Source organism: Streptomyces sp. NPDC031210 (genome assembly GCF_055570395.1).
This window is the reverse complement of the sequence record NZ_JBVIHH010000011.1, coordinates 120373-137102: the sequence shown is the minus strand read 5'-3', so window position 1 is coordinate 137102 and position 16730 is coordinate 120373. Positions and strand designations below refer to the sequence as shown.

Sequence of the window (16730 nt, the reverse complement as noted above, 5' to 3'; positions counted from 1 at the left end):
GCACCCATGCACGTCCCCACGCCCGAGCAGACCGCGGCGACCGAAGCCTTCACGACCGGCGCCCCGCTCGTCATCCAAGCCGGTGCCGGCACGGGAAAGACGACGACGCTCGCGATGCTCGCGCACGCCGCCCGACGTCAGCACAGGGTCGGCCGCTACATCGCCTTCAACAGAGCGATCGCCCGCGACGCCACCAGAAAATTCCCCGCCGAGGTGGCCTGCGGCACCGCCCACGCCCTCGCCTACAACGCGGTGGGCAGGGGCTACCAAGCGCGGATGAAAGCCCCTCGGCAAGCGGGCTGGAAGACGGGCGCGGCCTTAGGCATCGACGAGGGCACCTCCGTACGCGTCGGACCACGCAAGGTCAGCAACAAGGCCCTCTCCTACACCGCCCTGCGCACGGTCACCCGCTTCTGCCAGTCGGCCGACAAGGAGATCGCTCGCCACCATGTGCCTCCCTTGCGCGGCGCCGAATCGGACGCCCTGCACGATCATCTCGCCGGGTTGGTCCTGCCCTACGCGCGCAAGGCCTGGGCCGACCTTCAGGACCCCGACCACGGCGTCGTCCGCTTCGAGCACGACCACTACCTCAAGATGTGGGCGCTGAGCGAGCCGGTGATCCCGGGGGATTTCCTCCTCCTCGATGAAGCGCAGGACACCAATCCCGTGATCGAGCAGGTCTTCACGGCACAACGCGCGCATGCGCAGTTGGTCCTGGTGGGAGACTCCGCCCAGGCCATCTACGGCTGGCGCGGTGCGCGAGATGTGATGACCGGGTTCGACGGCAGACACCTCAGCCTGTCACAGTCCTTTCGCTTCGGGCCGGCGCTGGCAGCCGAAGCCAACCGCTGGCTGACGATCATCGGAGCCCCGATCCGCCTCACCGGATCACCCTCGCTGAAGACGGAGTTGACCACCGTTCGCGAGCCGGAGGCGATCTTGTGCCGGTCGAACGTCGGGGCGATGGTGGAGGTGATACGCCAGCTCGAAGCGGGCCGCCGCGTCGCGCTCGCCGGCGGCGGCGAGGCGCTCGGCGCCCTCGCCCGGGCGGCCCACGACCTGGAAGCCGGGCGCCGCACCACGCACCCCGAGCTGATGCTCTTCGAGTCCTGGGCCGAACTACGGGAGTACGCGGAGTTCGACCCGGCCGGCCGGGACCTGCTGCCCCTGGTGGAACTCGTCGACGAGCACGGCACCGAAGCCGTTCTCCGCGCCCTGGGCCGGCTCTCGCCCGAGGACGCCGCCGAGGTGACCGTGTCCACGGCACACCGGGCGAAGGGACGGGAATGGGCCGACGTGCGTATCGCGGACGACTTCGCCGCCCCCGACGATCTTGACGAGCGCGACGAGGACGGCGCCCCGCTGCCGGGGCCGATCGACGTCGACGAGGCCCGCCTGGCCTACGTCGCGGTGACCCGGGCCCGGTCCCGCCTGGACCTCGGCGGCCTGTCGTGGATCAACACCCACCCGGCAGGCGATCCGCGTCCAGCGGAGGAACGGACCGCGAAGTGACGGGATGCCTGGGAGGGGGACGCGTAGGGAGGAGAGACGCGAGGACACAGAGGCGCGAGGAGGGCGACGCGCCAATGAACGAGAGGAGCGAGGGCGGAGACGCGAGGAGGGAGATCAGCGCAGCGACCGAACGCGTGACTGACGCATCGATCGGGAGGATCCTTGAGGAGGGAGATGGGTGCCGATGCGTACGGGAAATGAGCCGAGCCAGGCGCGCAGCCCGCTGAGAATACGGTGCGGGCTCGCGCTGTGGGGAATGCTGTGGGCCATCGCCGGAGCAGTGGCTTTCGCCATGACCGAGCGGCCCGGCTGGGCGGCGGCGTGTGCCGCCTTGGCCGCCGTAGCGGGCACGGACCTGGTCGTGGTGATCCGCCACATCCGCCAGGGACCGCACTTCCAGCCCGGCAAGGAGATACCCCCCTACGAGCCCCCCGACGAACCAGGCCACGGTCGGGAGGGCGGCGTCTCGGGGCGAAGCATGCGCGGCCGGAGTTCCCGGCGCGGCGGGGCGGGATGGTGAAACGAGGTAAAGCGGCAGGTCACAGGCCGTGCTCAACCAGGCCACGCTGAGTCGGTGACTCAGGCACCGTTGAGTCAGAGCGCTGGCTCAGGGCGCTGGGTCGTTGGGGCAGGGCCTCGGCGTGTGAACCAGGGCCCCGGACTCTCCCGGCCGGGTTGCCGTCTCAGTCGCCCCTGCGGTCACCGTTGCCGTCTCCCGTGCCGGAGTCGGGGTCGGGGGCGAAGCGGGCCGCTTCGATGAAGTCGGGGCGCGGTTCCAGGGCCGCCGCGAGACGGAAATGGCGTCGCGACTCTTCCGGGCGGTTGGCGCGCTCCAGGGTGCGGCCGAGTGCGAAGTGCGCGAAGGCATTGTCCGGCTCGCGTTCCAGGACGATCTGGAACTCAAGCTCCGCCGGGCGCAGTTGCGCGGCGAGGAAGAAGGCGCGGGCGCGCAGCAATCGCGCGGCAGTGTTCTCCGGGTGGGCGGCGATGACGGAATCCAGCAGCCGAATCGCTCCGCGCGGGTCACGGGCGGCCAGCAGCCGTTCCGCGGCGCGGTAATCGATGACGTGCGTCTCGGGGCTGCGCTCTGACACGGGCGTCTCCTCTCCGTCGTCACCCTCCGGGCAGGCCGGTCGTCACCCTCCGGGCGGGCCGACCGCCCGACGGGGGACGGCCGTACACGCCGCACAACACCTGCCTCAACCGCCACATTCCCCGTCGGCAGGCGCGGGCTCGCACCGCCCGCGCCCGCACGATCACGGTCTGCCCCGCCGGACTCGGCCGGCACCGGGCGCCGGGCCGTCCGTCCTGGCTGGCCGTCCGTGCGTGCGTGCGTGCGTCCATGCGTCCCTAGAGGCTGATGTGGTACGCCTTGCGCAACGTCTCGTGCACGGTCCACCGCGTACGGTCGCCCTGGCGCAGGACGCAGGCGTCGCCCGGGCCGACCTCCAGCACGGGGCCGCCGTCGACCTCGATGGTGGCGCGCCCGCTGACGACGACGAACAGTTCGTTGGCCTCGGTGTCGGTCACCACACCCGGGGTGATCTGCCAGATTCCGCGGAGCTGCCGACCGTCCGGGGACTCCCAGAGCACCTTGCCCGTCACGACCGGCTCACCGGAAACGACCTGGTCGGGGTCCAGCGGTTCGGGCTCCAGGTCGGCGTCCGCCATGCCGGGGACACTGACGACGAACGACGCGGGCGCCGAGGCCGCGCCGGCGTCGGACTCTGGCTCAAGGGCCTTGCGGTCAAGGTCGGTAGCAGTCATGGCGGTGAGGGTATCGTCCGGCCTCAAGCGCTTCGAAGGCGCTCCCATACCGCTCGGACCTGGGGTTCCAGCGCCTCCAGCGGTCCGTCGTTGTCGATGACGAGATCCGCGACGGCCAGCCGTTGTTCGCGGGTCGCCTGGGCGGCCATCCGGGACTTCGCCTCGTCTTCCGTCATGCCGCGCAGCCGTACCAACCGGTCCAGTTGGGTCTGCGGGGCGGCGTCCACGACGACGACCAGGTCGTACAGCGGCGCCAGGCCGTTCTCCGTCAGGAGCGGCACATCGTGTACGACCACGGCGTCCGGCCCCGCCGACGCCTCCAGTTCGGCCGAGCGGATGCCTACCAGGGGGTGCACGATCGCGTTCAGAGCCTTGAGCTTGGCCGGGTCGGCGAAGACGATGCCGCCGAGCCTGGGGCGGTCCAGGGTGCCGTCCGGTGCGAGGACCTGCCCGCCGAACTCCTCGACGACCGCGGCCAGTCCGGGCGTGCCCGCGGCTACGACCTCGCGGGCGATTTTGTCCGCGTCCACGATCACCGCGCCGTACGACGCCAGCATGCGCGAGACCTCGCTCTTGCCCGCGCCGATTCCTCCGGTCAGCCCCACCTTCACCATGAGCCCCACGCTATACGGTCCGCGCGCCGCCGGTCCGCGCGCCAAAGGTCCCAGGGCCTGTCCAGGGTGTCGTAAACCCATCCCCGTCGTGAAGCCCATCCCCCAAACCCACCCCGACGCCCATTCCTCCCGCAGCGGCTCAGGCCCCGCTCCCGCCTCCGTCGCCCTCGCGCTCCGCCAGGAAGCGTTCGAACTCCCTGCCGAGTTCATCGGCCGACGGCAGTTCCACCGTCTCCGCCACCAGGTTGCCCCGGCTCTCGGCGCCGGCCACCGCGTCGTACTGGTGCTCCAGGCCGCTGACCAGCGCGACCAGTTCCTCGTCGCCTTCCGAGATCTGCCGTTCGATCTCCTCCTGCGTCCGCAGGGCTTCCGTGCGCAGGGAGTGGGCGGCGCTGGGCAGCACCAGGCCGGTCGCGGCCGTCACCGCTTCCAGGACCGTGAGCGCGGCGTCCGGATACGCGGAACGGGCAAGGTAGTGCGGCACGTGCGCCGCCACGCCCAGGACGTCGTGTCCCGTCTCGGCAAGGCGGTACTCGATCAGCGCTTCCGCGCTGCCGGGTACCTGCGCCTCGTCGAAGAAGCTGCCGTGTCCCGGCATCAGGTCGGTGCGGTTGCCGTGCGGGGTGATGCCCACGGGGCGGGTGTGCGGGACGCCCATCGGGATGCCGTGGAAGTTGACCGACAGTCGGACCCCCAGCCGCTCGATGATCTCGCGCACGGCCGCCGCGAAGCGTTCCCACTCCACATCCGGCTCGGGGCCGGACAGCAGCAGGAAGGGCGCACCCGTCGCGTCCTCCACCAGCCGCAGCTCGATGCTGGGCGCCTCGAAAGCCGTCCAGCGGTGGCTTTCGAAGGTGAGCAGCGGTCGGCGGGCGCGGTAGTCGACCAGCCGGTCGTGGTCGAAACGGGCGATGACGCGGTGCGTCAGGCCGTCGAGCAGCCGCTCCACGATCTGGTCGCCGGTTTCGCCGGCGTCGATGTAGCCGTCGAAGTGGTACAGCAGCACCAGCCCGGCGGAGTCGCCGGCCGCGATGGCCTCGACCGCCGCGAGCCCGCTCGGCTCCCATTCGTACAACCCCTGGGGATCCAACACAGTGACCGCTCCTCCTCATGTCCGTCTGCAAGAACATCCAGAACACACACCGCATTCCCGCACCGGCTACGGGAATGCGGTCCCCCACCAGGTCCGAGCACGGACGCCCGGGACGGCACCCACTCAGGCACCGGCTTTCCCACCCCTCGGCACCCGCACATCTCCCGCACCCCCGCGCCCCATACGCCCCAAGCACCCCACGCTCCCCGAAGCCCGCAGCCCCCACCCCACAGCCCGAAGCCCCCTCACCCGAAGCCCCATCAGCGGAGGCGGCCCGCGTCTCCCCCTCCGCTCCGCCCCCGATAGCCCGTCTACGCGAACTACCGCCCACCCCGCGCAGTTGGCGCTTGACGATTGTGCGGCGGCGCCCTAGCTTCCCGGATCACCCTCGCGCTTCGCACGTCCGTCCAACGTTCATACGCAGGAAGGCACTTGAATGCGCCCCCACTCCCTCCTGACCGTAGCGGCCGCCGCGTCGCTGGCCGTCGGTACCGTGGCCGCCGCCGTCGGCCCGTCCGGCACAGCCACCGCAACCACCGCCCCCGCCCCCCTCCGAGTGGTCGACCGAGTGATCGACGTCTCCACCTCCACCCAGCTCAAGAGCGCGCTCGCGGCAGCCCGGCCGGGGGACACCATCCGGCTCGCCGACGGCACCTACGCGGGCAACTTCAAGACATCCGTCGCCGGCGGTTCCGCGTCCCGGATCACCCTCACCGGCTCCTCCAAGGCCGTCCTGGCGGCGGGCGGCGGCTACGGACTGCACCTGAACGGCGCCTCGTACTGGACGGTCGAGGGCATCACCGTGACCGGTGGCCAGAAGGGGATCATGGTGGACGGGGCGAACGGTGTCGTCATCGACGCCGTCACCGTCCATGACGTGGACATGGAGGGCGTGCATTTCCGCAAGTCCAGCAAGGACGGCACCCTCAAGAACTCCGCCATCCGCGACACGGGCAAGAACGGCAGCGGTATGGGCGAGGGCGTGTACGTGGGGAGCGCGGGCGGTACGGACGACAAGAGCGACCGCGTCCGGATCCTCGGCAACACGATCGGGCCCGGCGTCGGCGGCGAGAACGTCGACATCAAGGAGGGCACCACCGGCGCCCGGATCAGCGGGAACACGTTCGATGGCAGCGGGCTGACCGGCGCGCATTTCGACGACTCGTGGGTGGACGTGAAGGGCAATGACGTCTTGGTCGAGAACAACCGGGGCAGCCGCACCACGAACAACGGCTACGAGACGCACAGCCAGCAGCCGGGCTGGGGCTGCGGCACGGTCTTCCGGGGCAACACCTCGGACGTGAAGGGCGCCACGGGTCCGGGGCGCTACGGCTTCAACATCACCAACTATGACGCGGCGCGCTGCCCGGTCACCGTCGCCGGCGACAACGTCGTCACCGGCGGGCGCGGTACCGCCAACCCGGGCATCCCGGTGGGCTGAAACCACCAGGGGCCCGCATGGCTCCGGTAGCCAGCCCCCTCCCCCGGACACGACGGAGACCCGCTCACGGCGAAGGCCCGGACACGACGAAGGCCCGCTCCCCCAAGGGAACGGGCCTTCGTCTGTCAGCCACTTCGCCTATCGGCTAGTGCCCAGCGGTGAGCGTTCAGCTCTGGCCGCCGGCCAGCTTCTCGCGGAGCGCGGCCAGGGCCTCGTCCGACGCCAGGGCGCCGGAGTTGTCCGCCGACTCCGAGGAGTACGAGCCGCCGGAGACGTTGCCGCCGCCGGTGCTGGCGCCGCCGGTGGCAGCCGGAGCCGCAGCACCCTCGGCCGCAGCCTGCTCGTCGGCCTCGCGGGACTTGATGACCTGAGCCTGGTGCTGCTCGAAGCGCTGCTGCGCCTCGGCGTACTGGTTCTCCCACGCCTCGCGCTGGGACTCGTAGCCCTCGAGCCAGTCGTTGGTCTCGGGGTCGAAGCCCTCGGGGTAGATGTAGTTGCCCTGGTCGTCGTAGGACGCGGCCATGCCGTACAGGGTCGGGTCGAACTCGACCGCCGACGGGTCGGCACCGAAGGACTCGTTGGCCTGCTTCAGCGAGAGGCTGATGCGGCGGCGCTCGAGGTCGATGTCGATGACCTTGACGAAGATCTCGTCGTTGACCTGGACAACCTGCTCCGGGATCTCGACGTGGCGCTCGGCCAGCTCGGAGATGTGGACCAGGCCCTCGATGCCCTCGTCGACGCGCACGAACGCACCGAAGGGAACGAGCTTGGTGACCTTACCGGGAACAACCTGCCCGATCTGGTGCGTACGGGCGAACTGCTGCCACGGGTCTTCCTGGGTCGCCTTGAGCGACAGGGAGACGCGCTCGCGGTCCATGTCGACGTCCAGGACCTCGACCGTGACCTCCTGGCCGACCTCGACGACCTCGGAGGGGTGGTCGATGTGCTTCCAGGACAGCTCGGAGACGTGCACCAGGCCGTCCACGCCACCCAGGTCCACGAAGGCACCGAAGTTGACGATGGAGGAGACGACGCCGGAGCGCACCTGACCCTTCTGGAGGGTGGTGAGGAAGGTCTGGCGGACCTCGCTCTGCGTCTGCTCCAGCCAGGCACGGCGGGACAGGACCACGTTGTTGCGGTTCTTGTCCAGCTCGATGATCTTGGCCTCGAGCTCCTTGCCCACGTAGGGCTGGAGGTCGCGGACACGGCGCATCTCGACGAGGGAGGCCGGCAGGAAGCCACGGAGGCCGATGTCGAGGATGAGACCACCCTTGACGACCTCGATGACGGTACCGGTGACGATCCCGTCCTCTTCCTTGATCTTCTCGATCGTGCCCCAGGCACGCTCGTACTGAGCGCGCTTCTTGGACAGGATGAGGCGGCCTTCCTTGTCCTCCTTCTGGAGGACCAGGGCCTCGATCTCGTCACCGACGGCGACGACCTCGTTGGGGTCGACGTCGTGCTTGATCGACAGCTCGCGGCTGGGGATGACGCCTTCGGTCTTGTAACCGATGTCGAGCAGGACCTCGTCCCGGTCGACCTTCACGATGACGCCGTCGACGATGTCGCCGTCGTTGAAGTACTTGATCGTCTCGTCGATCGCGGCGAGGAAAGCTTCCTCGTTACCGATGTCGTTGACCGCAACCTGCGGGGTGGTGGCGGTGGTCTCGGTGCTGCTCGTCATGTGGGAAAGGGCTCCGGTGCGGACATTGAAGTCGTAGGTACTGCTACGCCGAGAGCCGGTATCGCCTCTGCATAAGCCGGACAGCGTCAGAGGCGCACCCTCCGATTCGCTCCCGCTAATGCCGGAGCAATCCGAAACGCCTCAAAAACCGAGGGGACATACATACAGATGCGAGCGCGGCCTGCTCCGTCTGAGGCGCGCAAGCCCGCAGCGCAACTTGTAGCATACGGGGGCAGCCGGACACGGTCAATGCGCGAAGGCGCACACCCGGGGCGGAACGCCCCATAACCGGCACACGCGATGTCTCGCGAGGTCGAATGGCCTCACAGTCCCCGCAACCACAAGCAGAGCGAACACTACGACGACGGGCGCCATGAACCAAGAGAACGAGCCGGAAGCGACCCGCCGTCACACCACGGACACCGAGAGCAGCCGGGCCAACCGGGGCTGGTGGGACCGCAACGCCGACGAGTACCAGAGCGAACACGGCGCGTTCCTCGGGGACGACCGGTTCGTCTGGGGGCCCGAGGGGCTGGACGAGGCGGAGGCCGGGCTGCTCGGTCCCGTGGCGGAGCTCAAGGGGCGCCGGGTGCTGGAGATCGGCGCCGGGGCGGCGCAGTGTTCCCGCTGGTTGGCCGCCCAGGGCGCCCGCCCGGTGGCGCTGGACCTCTCCCACCGCCAGCTCCAGCACGCGCTCCGCATCGCCCAGGGAGCGGACGGGCGGCCGGCGGGGGAGGACGGGGAGACCGCTCTGGTGGAGGCGGACGCCGGGGCGCTCCCGTTCCGTGACGGCTCTTTCGACCTGGCGTGTTCCGCGTACGGCGCGATCCCGTTCGTCGCCGATCCGGTGCGGGTGCTGCGCGAGGTGCGCCGGGTGCTGCGGCCCGGTGGCAGGTTCGTCTTCTCCGTCACCCACCCGGTCCGGTGGGCCTTTCCGGACGAGCCGGGCCCCGAGGGCCTGTCGGTGGCCGCCTCCTACTTCGACCGCACACCGTATGTCGAGCAGGACGAGGCGGGCCGGGCGGTCTATGTGGAGCACCACCGGACGCTGGGTGACCGGGTCCGGGACGTGGTGGCCGCCGGGTTCCGTCTGGAGGATCTCGTCGAGCCGGAATGGCCGGAATGGAACACCCAGGAGTGGGGCGGCTGGTCTCCGTTGCGCGGGCATCTGATCCCGGGCACGGCGATCTTCGTGTGCGTGGCGGGGGCCTAGAGGCCCGAGAGGTCCTGGCGGCCTGAGAGGTCCTAGGGGCCTGGGGGTGTCCTATGGGCCTGAGGGTCCTAGGGCAGGGGCCAGGCCGACAGGGCCCGGTCGCCCGGCCGACAGGGCCCGGTCGCACGGCCGGGAGGGCGAGAGGCCGGCTCCGGGCCGTTCCCGGGCGCCGGGGCGGCAGACTGGGGGCGTGATCCTCCCCCAGCCTCCGGTCGGCGGTACCCCCGGCGACGCCCTTGACCAGTTGCCCGTACGCGCCGCCCTGCCCGCGTTGCGCGAGGCCCTCGACGGGCCCGGCACCGCGGTGCTCTGCGCGCCGCCGGGCACCGGGAAGACGACGCTGGTGCCGCTGTTCCTCGCGGGGCTGACCGGCGAGGGGCCGGCGCGACGGGTGCTGGTCGCCGAGCCGCGGCGGATCGCGGCCCGTGCCGCGGCCCGGCGGATGGCGTGGCTGCTGGGTGAGAAGACCGGCGAGCGGGTCGGTTTCACGGTGCGCGGCGAGCGCCTGGCCGGGCCCCGGACGGTCGTGGAGGTGGTGACCACCGGGGTGCTGCTCCAGCGGTTGCAGCGCGATCCGGAGCTGGCCGGGGTGGATGTGGTGGTGCTCGACGAGTGCCACGAGCGGCATCTCGACGCCGATACGTCCGCGGCGTTCCTGCTGGACGTGCGCGAAACGCTGCGTCCGGATCTGCGGCTGGTGGCCGCGTCGGCCACCACGGACGCGCAGGGGTGGGCGCGTCTGCTGGGCGGTGCGCGGGGGCCGGCGCCGGTGGTGGAGGCGGCGGGCGTGTCGCATCCGGTGGAGATCCTCTGGGCGCCTCCGGAGCGGCCGGTGCGGCCGCCGCACGGGATGCGGGTGGATCCGGCGCTGCTGACGCATATCGCGGCGGTGGTACGGCGGGCGCTGCGCGAGCAGGCGGGGGACGTGCTGTGTTTTCTGCCCGGGGTCGGGGAGATCGGGCGGGTGGCCGGGCAACTGGCCGGGGTCGATGCCGAGGTGTCGCAGGTGCACGGGCGGGCGCCGGCCGAGGTGCAGGACGCGGTCCTGGCGGGCGGCGCCGGCGTGCGCCGGGTGGTACTGGCGACGTCGGTGGCGGAGTCGAGCCTGACCGTGCCGGGTGTGCGCGTGGTGGTGGACAGCGGGCTGGCGCGGGTACCGCGGATGGATCACGCGCGGGGCCTCAGCGCGCTGGCGACCGTACGGGCCTCGCGGGCGGCGGCCCGGCAGCGGGCCGGGCGTGCCGGGCGGGAGGCGCCGGGCGTCGTGTACCGCTGCTGGTCGGAGGGTGAGGACGGGCGGCTGCCGCGCTTCCCCGATCCGGAGATCAAGGTCGCGGACCTGACGGCGTTCGCGTTGCAGGCGGCCTGCTGGGGCGATCCGGGTGCCACCGGACTGGCCCTGCTGGACGCGCCGCCGGCGGGCGCGCTGGCGGCCGCCCGCGAGGTGCTGACGGCGATCGGCGCGGTCGACGCGGACGGCCGGGCCACCGGGCGTGGCGTACGGATGGCGCGGATCGGACTCCATCCGCGGCTGGCCCGCGCCCTGCTGGACGGTGCCGGGGAGGTCGGCGTACGGCGCGCCGCTGAGGTGGTGGCCCTGTTGAGCGAGGAGCCGCCGCGGGCCTACGGGGACGATCTGGCGGCGGCGTGGCGTACGGCACGCCGGGGTGGCGACGCGTATGCCGCCCGGTGGCGGCAGGAGGCACGCCGGCTGGCGTCGGCCGCCGGGGAGCGGGCGACGGACGGGGGTGCCCGGTCGGCGGACGGTGCTCGGCAGGACGGCGGGCGCGGCTCCGGTCGCGGCGGCGGTTCCGGCGCCGAGCCCGTGGGCGACTCGGCGCCCGGGGCCGGGGCCGGTTCGGGGGATGACGCCGTCGCCGGGCTGGTCGCGGCGCTGGCGTTTCCCGAGCGGGTGGCGCGGGCGCGGGGCGCGGGGAGTTACCTGATGGCTTCGGGGACCGGGGCGGAACTGGCCGGAGCGGGCGCCGGGTGGGGGGACCGCCCGGGGTCTTCGGGCGGCGGGGGCGGGTCGCCGCTGCGGGACGCGGCCTGGCTGGCGGTCGCGGTGGCGGACCGGCCGGTGGCGGCGGCGTCCGCGCGGGTGCGGCTGGCGGCGGTGATCGACGAGGCGACCGCTCGTGCCGCGGCTCGGGCGCTGTACTCCTCGGGTGAGGAGGTCCGCTGGGCGGACGGGGACGTGGTGGCCCGGAGCGTGACCCGGCTCGGGGCGATCGAGCTGGCCGCCCGGCCGCTGAAGGCGCCCGACCCCGGTCTGCTGCGTCAGGCGGTGGTGGCGGGGCTGCGGCAGGAGGGCCTGGGGCTGCTGCGGTGGTCGGCGGGCGCCGTGTCGCTGCGGCAGCGGATGGCCTTTCTGCACCGCGAGCTGGGCGCGCCGTGGCCGGACGTGTCGGACGCGGCCCTGCTGGAGCGGGTCGAGGAGTGGCTGGGGGTGGAGCTGGGGCGGGCGCGGCGGCGGGCCGATCTGGAACGGATCGACGCGGGAGGGGCGCTGTCGCGGTTGCTGCCGTGGTCGGGCGGGGAGGCGGCCCGCTTCGAGGAGTTGGCGCCGGAGCGTATCGAGGTGCCGAGTGGTTCGCGGGTACGGGTGGACTACTCCGGCGAGCAGCCGGTGCTGGCCGTCAAGCTCCAGGAGCTGTTCGGCCGGCAGGAGTCGCCGCGGGTGGCCGGCGGGCGGGTGCCCGTACTGGTGCATCTGCTGTCGCCCGCCGGGCGTCCGGCCGCCGTGACGGCCGACCTGGCGTCCTTCTGGCGGGACGGTTACCGGTCGGTGCGTGCGGAGTTGCGCGGTCGCTATCCCCGGCATCCCTGGCCGGAGGACCCGTCGACGGCCGAGCCGACGCGGCACACGGCGGCGCGCCAGCGGCGGAGTTGAGGGCCCGGCCCTCGTCAGGCGGGGCCGGTGTGCGGTCGGCGGCCGCGGGCTTCGAGGTGCAGGCTCAGTGCGAGCAGCGCGCTGCCCAGGGCCAGGAAGCCCCAGGGCAGGTAGCGGGTGAGCAGCAGGACGAGGGTGCGCTGGGTGGTGACGAGCGCGACGGTGGAGTCGATGTAGTCGTCGCGCATCTTCACGTGCCCGGCGAAGGCGGTGACCTTGCCGCCGCCGGGCAGCAGATCGCCGCCGCGCAGCTCTTCCCGGTGGATCTCCTGGCCGTTGACGGGCGCCCCGGTGACCGGGTCGACCCAGAACATCCGCTTGGTGGTGTACCAGCGGGTGGTGCCCATCTTCGCGACGGACTCCGCGGTGACGCCCTTGACCGGCATCTTCTTGGGGAACGCCACCTTGGTCCAGGGGATGGTCTGTTCGAAGTAGTAGACCTCCAGGCCGTGGAAGGTGCGGGTGCCCTTGTAGTGGATGGGGGCCGAGCTGCGGGTCTGGGCGTCGAAGTAGGTGTAGTCGCGCTTCTCGGTGAGGAAGGGCCACTTGTACTCGATGCCTTCGCGGTGGACCCGGTCGCCGTCGACCATCTCGCCGGTGGCGTGGACGGGTTCCTGGGAGTGCGCGTCGAAGAGGTAGCGCTCGGGGATCGCGGAGACCATCTTGCCGTCGGGTCCGGCCACGTAGGACAGCGTGTCCCAGACGACGACGTCGCGGCCCGCGGTCTTCTCGATCCGCTCGGATTCGGCGACGTCGCCCTTGAGGGTCTGCACGATGGTGACCTTGGGTACCCGCTTGGCCTTCATCGTCCCGTAGTCGAGGAGGGTGGCGGGCTTCGCCTCCAGCACCATGTGCTGGTACTGCCCGGGCGGGATCTTGGCGAGGCGCGGGAAGGCGTACCACCGCAGCAGAGGGGACAGGGCGGTGAAGAAGACGGCGAAGGCGAGCAGCACCAGGCTCGCCCGGCGGCGCATCCCCCTGGCCTCGCGGCGGACACGGCCCGGAGCGGTGGTGGTGCCGGCCTCGGCCGGGGGCCCGGGGTCTGCCTCCCGGGTGGGCTCGGTGCGGCGCATGGCGGTGGCGTCCCTCCCTCAGGGGTGTGCGGGGACGGTGGTGAGCAGCGGCTCGGGCGAGGTTTCGCCGCTGGGCGCGCCGGTCGCCGTGAGGGTCAGGATCAGGGCGAGGGCCGCGCCGAGTCCGGCCGCGGCTGCGATCAGGGCGCGCATGAGCGGCCTCCCGGAGAGCTGCTGTTGAGGTCCGGGGGCGTCCCGGACCCCGATGGCGTCAGGGCGGGGGCACCGTAGCAACGGGCGGCGAAGATGAGAACACGTTGCACCGCCTCCTGAGAACGCGTCGCACCGCCGTCCTGCCCGGGCGGGGCGGGACGGCGGTGGGTGGGCAGGGGTGGCCGGCGGGCGGGCGCTTGGCGTTACGGGGCGGCGGGGGCCGTGACGTTGAGCTTGAGGGTGAGTACGGCGCCGTCGGCGGTGGTCAGGCGCAGCAGGAACGTCCCGGTGTGCGTGTCGGTGAAGATCTTCGGGAGCTTCAGCAGGCCGTGGGCGTCCGTGGTGAGCGTGGTGAGGGTGCGGACCGGCTTGTCCTTGTCCTCTCCGGTGGCCTCGGGGTCCTTGAAGTAGGGCCCCTTGTCGTTCTCGACGGGCTTCTCGGGGTCGTCGGTGACCAGGGCCGCGGTGACGGCGACGCCCGCGGCGGCCTTGCCCTTGCACGTCGCCTTGATCTCGACCGCGTCCTCGGCGAACGTCTGGCCGGCGGTCGTCGTCAACTCCTCCTGGGAGGTGCGGGTCAGCGCGTCGGCCTTCGGTGCCGGCCTGGCCTCGACGGTCGCGCGGAAGTCGACGCCGGGGAGGTCGCGGCCGACCGCCGACGCCCGGATCATGAACGTGCCGGTCCGGTCGCCCGCGTGCGGCTTGGGCGCGGTGGCCAGGCCGTCCTTGCCGGTGCGGACGGTGACGGCGGTCGCGTCGGCGGGGAAGCGGGCGTCGGTGGCGCCGAGGAGGGTGAAGCGTACGGGGACGCCCGCCAGCGGCTTGCCCGCCGCGTCCTTGACGCGGACCTGCGGCGACGTGGTGAAGTCGGTGCCCTCGGTGGCCGACAGGTCCTTGTCGCCGACGCGTTCGAGGGTGGTGGGGACCGGTTTCGGGGCGGGCTGGTGGGTGCCGCCGGACGGGCCGTCGGGGACGTTGGGGTCGCGGGGGCGGCTGGGGTCGTTGGGGCCTTCCTTGGAGCCGCCGGTGGCACCGCCACCGGTCGAACCACCGCCCGTCGAACCACCGCCCGTCGAACCGCCGTTGTGGCCGCCGGACCCGTGCGCCCCGCCCGGCTTGCCGGTCCGGCCGGGCCTGCCGCGGTCCGTGCCCGCCGCGCCGCCCGGATCGCCGTTGCCGCGCCCGGTCCCCGGGCCGTCGCGGTGCACCGGGAGCACACCCTTGCCGTCCGGCACCTCGTGGGTGCCCTTGCGGTAGAACGTGTACCAGGACAGCACCATCCGCAGGTATTCCCCGGAGTGGTTGTAGCCGAGGACCGCCCGGTCGAGGTCGGCCGGCGCGGACAGGTCGCGGTCGCCGGCGCAGAGGTAGCGGCCGGCGGCGAGCGCGGCGTCGAAGACGTTGTTGGGGTCCTTCTTGCCGTCGCCGTTGCCGTCGGCGCCCCAACCGGCCCGGTCGGGACCGCCGTTGGACCACGTGGAGGGGATGAACTGCATGGGGCCGACGGCACGGTCGTGGGTGAGGTCGCCGTCGTAGCGCCCGCGGTCGGTGTCGGTGATGCGGGCGAAGCCGTTGCCGTCGAGCTGGGGCCCGAGGATCGGGCGGAGGGTGGTGCCCTCGGCGTCGACCGCGCCGCCGCGCGCCTGGCCGGATTCCACCTTGCCTATCGCGGCGAGGAGTTGCCAGGGCAGCCGGCAGCCCGGATCGGACGCGGCGAGGTCCGACTCGGCCTTCTTGTACGCGGCCAGCACGGTGGCCGGTATGCCGGCTTCGGCGGGTCCGAGGGTGACGCCGCGCCCGGGGCGGTCCGCGTCGCCGTGCGGTACCGGGCTGTTGAGCGGCGGCAGATCGGTGTAGTACGTGGAGCCGCCATCGATCGCGGTGTCGGCGGGCGGGGCCGGGTCGTCTTCCTGGGTGGCCGTGGTCGCCGTGGCGCCCGGGGCCTGAGAGGCGGTCAGGGCGGCCAGCACCAGCGCCGCCACGGCCGTCGAGGCCGCCCCCCTCCGGAGCCGTCGTCCGTACCTGGCTGCCATGTGGTGCCGTCCCCTCCGCGTTGACCTACGGCGTTGGCCCGCCGCGTGGTTGACGCGGTGTCCGCGCCCCCTCGCGCTCCAACTCCGGCGACACTACGACAACTCGGGCCCATCAGCTACCACTCTCATCAGCCGACATAATGATCTGAATCGATCAAGGAGAGGCATATGCCGTTCACGCTCAGCCATGCGGCCGCCGTACTTCCGGCCATCCGCCGGACGGGCGCGGCGCGCGGTCCGCTGGTCGCCTCGGCACTGGTAGCGGGCTCGTTCGCACCGGATATGACGTACTTCGCCGACACGTTGGTTCCCGGAGCCATGGGGTTCGGTGAGTTCACCCATGGCCTGCCCGGTGTGCTGACCGTGGACGTGCTGGTCACCGCCGCGATGGCCGGCGGCTGGCTGCTGCTGCGCGAGCCGCTGCTGGCGCTGCTGCCCCGGGGGTGGCAGGCACGCGCGTACGCCTTCGCCCGCGGCCGCGCGTGGACTGCGCGCGGCCCACGCCGACTCGCCGCGCTGATCGGCTGGTTCTACCTGTCGGCGGCGCTCGGTTCGGCCAGTCATGTCGTCTGGGACGCCTTCACCCACCCAGGCCGCTGGGGCACCCGGCTCGTGCCCGGTCTGGACGTGGTGGTCGGCGGGCAGCCGGTCTACGCGTACCTCCAGTACGGCACCTCCGCCCTGGCGCTGGCGGCGATCGGCTGGTTCCTGTGGACGGCGCTGCGGGGCGGTGACGGCCGTGACGGGGGACCGGCCGGGCCGGGCGCCCAGCCGCCGGCCGCCGTTCCCGCGCTCTCCCTCCGGCAGCGGCTGCTGCTGACCGCCCCGCTCGCCGCGTGCGTGACGATCGGCGCCGTCCACCGCACCGTGCGGGCATACGCCTTCTACGACGATTCGGCGCGGTGGTTCGACTACGTCCCGACCGTCCTCTTCGGCGCCGGCGCCGGCCTGCTCCTCGCCCTGCCGCTGTACGCGGTGGCCGTGCGCCTGCTGCACCGCCGCGCCGTACGGGCCCGGACGGTCACCGGGGACCGGCCGGGGCGCCGATCGGGCCGGGCCGAGGGGACGATATCCGGGCACGCCGCCGGTCCCGGTCGCCCTTCCTCCGGGACCGGATCGGATGCCGGCAGCGACGCCGCGCCGGGCTCCGGCCCGCAGTTCGACGCGGCGTCCGCGCCGGCCGCCGCCGAGTGACGGTAGGCAGGTGGGCCGACGCGGGGGACGTCCTGGCCCGCGAAGGCGGGCGGGGCCGAC

Annotated in this window: 14 protein-coding genes; 6 read left to right on the top strand and 8 right to left on the bottom strand. The window is 72.5% G+C overall.

The genetic code is table 11. The features are described 5' to 3' along the window. Positions 1–6 precede the first annotated feature (6 nt). Positions 7–1512: a UvrD-helicase domain-containing protein gene (locus ACZ45Z_RS21165; protein ID WP_468364474.1), complete on the top strand. Its 1506-nt coding sequence runs from the start codon at positions 7–9 to the stop codon at positions 1510–1512. A gap of 184 nt (positions 1513–1696) precedes the next feature. Then, positions 1697–2032: a DUF6343 family protein gene (locus tag ACZ45Z_RS21160; RefSeq protein WP_468364821.1), complete on the top strand. Its 336-nt coding sequence runs from the start codon at positions 1697–1699 to the stop codon at positions 2030–2032. 163 nt (positions 2033–2195) lie between these two features. Here ACZ45Z_RS21160 and ACZ45Z_RS21155 read toward each other — a convergent pair whose 3' ends face one another. The 4 genes from ACZ45Z_RS21155 to ACZ45Z_RS21140 all read right to left on the bottom strand — a co-directional run bounded on the left by ACZ45Z_RS21155 (position 2196) and on the right by ACZ45Z_RS21140 (position 4986). Next, positions 2196–2606: a tetratricopeptide repeat protein gene (locus ACZ45Z_RS21155; protein ID WP_468364472.1), complete on the bottom strand. Its 411-nt coding sequence runs from the start codon at positions 2604–2606 to the stop codon at positions 2196–2198. Between the two features lie 256 nt (positions 2607–2862). After that, positions 2863–3183, bottom strand: coding sequence for a cupin domain-containing protein (locus tag ACZ45Z_RS21150; RefSeq protein ID WP_468364819.1), 321 nt, complete (start codon positions 3181–3183; stop codon positions 2863–2865). A gap of 119 nt (positions 3184–3302) precedes the next feature. Further along, positions 3303–3893 carry a dephospho-CoA kinase gene (gene coaE, locus ACZ45Z_RS21145; protein WP_468364469.1) on the bottom strand — a complete coding sequence of 197 codons (591 nt, stop codon included), beginning with the start codon at positions 3891–3893 and terminating at the stop codon, positions 3303–3305. A gap of 139 nt (positions 3894–4032) precedes the next feature. Next, positions 4033–4986, bottom strand: coding sequence for a PAC2 family protein (locus ACZ45Z_RS21140; protein WP_468364466.1), 954 nt, complete (start codon positions 4984–4986; stop codon positions 4033–4035). A 436-nt stretch (positions 4987–5422) separates the two neighbouring features. On the opposite strand from ACZ45Z_RS21140, the gene ACZ45Z_RS21135 reads away from it, so the two are divergent. Then, entirely contained in the window at positions 5423–6427 is a 1005-nt protein-coding gene (locus tag ACZ45Z_RS21135; protein ID WP_468364463.1) for a right-handed parallel beta-helix repeat-containing protein, read from the top strand. A gap of 166 nt (positions 6428–6593) precedes the next feature. Here ACZ45Z_RS21135 and rpsA read toward each other — a convergent pair whose 3' ends face one another. Beyond that, on the bottom strand, positions 6594–8111 hold the full coding sequence (gene rpsA / locus ACZ45Z_RS21130; protein ID WP_468364461.1) for a 30S ribosomal protein S1: 1518 nt from the start codon (positions 8109–8111) through the stop codon (positions 6594–6596). A 373-nt stretch (positions 8112–8484) separates the two neighbouring features. Between rpsA and ACZ45Z_RS21125 the strand changes: the two genes are divergently transcribed. Both ACZ45Z_RS21125 and ACZ45Z_RS21120 read left to right on the top strand, forming a co-directional pair. Then, positions 8485–9324 carry a class I SAM-dependent methyltransferase gene (locus ACZ45Z_RS21125; RefSeq protein ID WP_468364459.1) on the top strand — a complete coding sequence of 280 codons (840 nt, stop codon included), beginning with the start codon at positions 8485–8487 and terminating at the stop codon, positions 9322–9324. A gap of 190 nt (positions 9325–9514) precedes the next feature. Next, entirely contained in the window at positions 9515–12217 is a 2703-nt protein-coding gene (locus ACZ45Z_RS21120) for an ATP-dependent RNA helicase (RefSeq protein ID WP_468364456.1), read from the top strand. Positions 12218–12231: 14 nt separating this feature from the next. On the opposite strand, the gene pgfA is transcribed toward ACZ45Z_RS21120, so the two are convergent. From pgfA to ACZ45Z_RS21105, 3 genes are all read right to left on the bottom strand, one after another. Beyond that, positions 12232–13191 carry a cell envelope lipid trafficking protein PgfA gene (gene pgfA, locus ACZ45Z_RS21115; RefSeq protein ID WP_468364817.1) on the bottom strand — a complete coding sequence of 320 codons (960 nt, stop codon included), beginning with the start codon at positions 13189–13191 and terminating at the stop codon, positions 12232–12234. A 117-nt stretch (positions 13192–13308) separates the two neighbouring features. Further along, on the bottom strand, positions 13309–13443 hold the full coding sequence (locus tag ACZ45Z_RS21110) for an SPW_0924 family protein (RefSeq protein WP_468364453.1): 135 nt from the start codon (positions 13441–13443) through the stop codon (positions 13309–13311). Positions 13444–13646: 203 nt separating this feature from the next. Next, entirely contained in the window at positions 13647–15476 is a 1830-nt protein-coding gene (locus ACZ45Z_RS21105; protein ID WP_468364451.1) for a lytic transglycosylase domain-containing protein, read from the bottom strand. 168 nt (positions 15477–15644) lie between these two features. On the opposite strand from ACZ45Z_RS21105, the gene ACZ45Z_RS21100 reads away from it, so the two are divergent. Then, on the top strand, positions 15645–16670 hold the full coding sequence (locus ACZ45Z_RS21100; RefSeq protein WP_468364449.1) for a DUF4184 family protein: 1026 nt from the start codon (positions 15645–15647) through the stop codon (positions 16668–16670). Positions 16671–16730 lie beyond the last annotated feature (60 nt).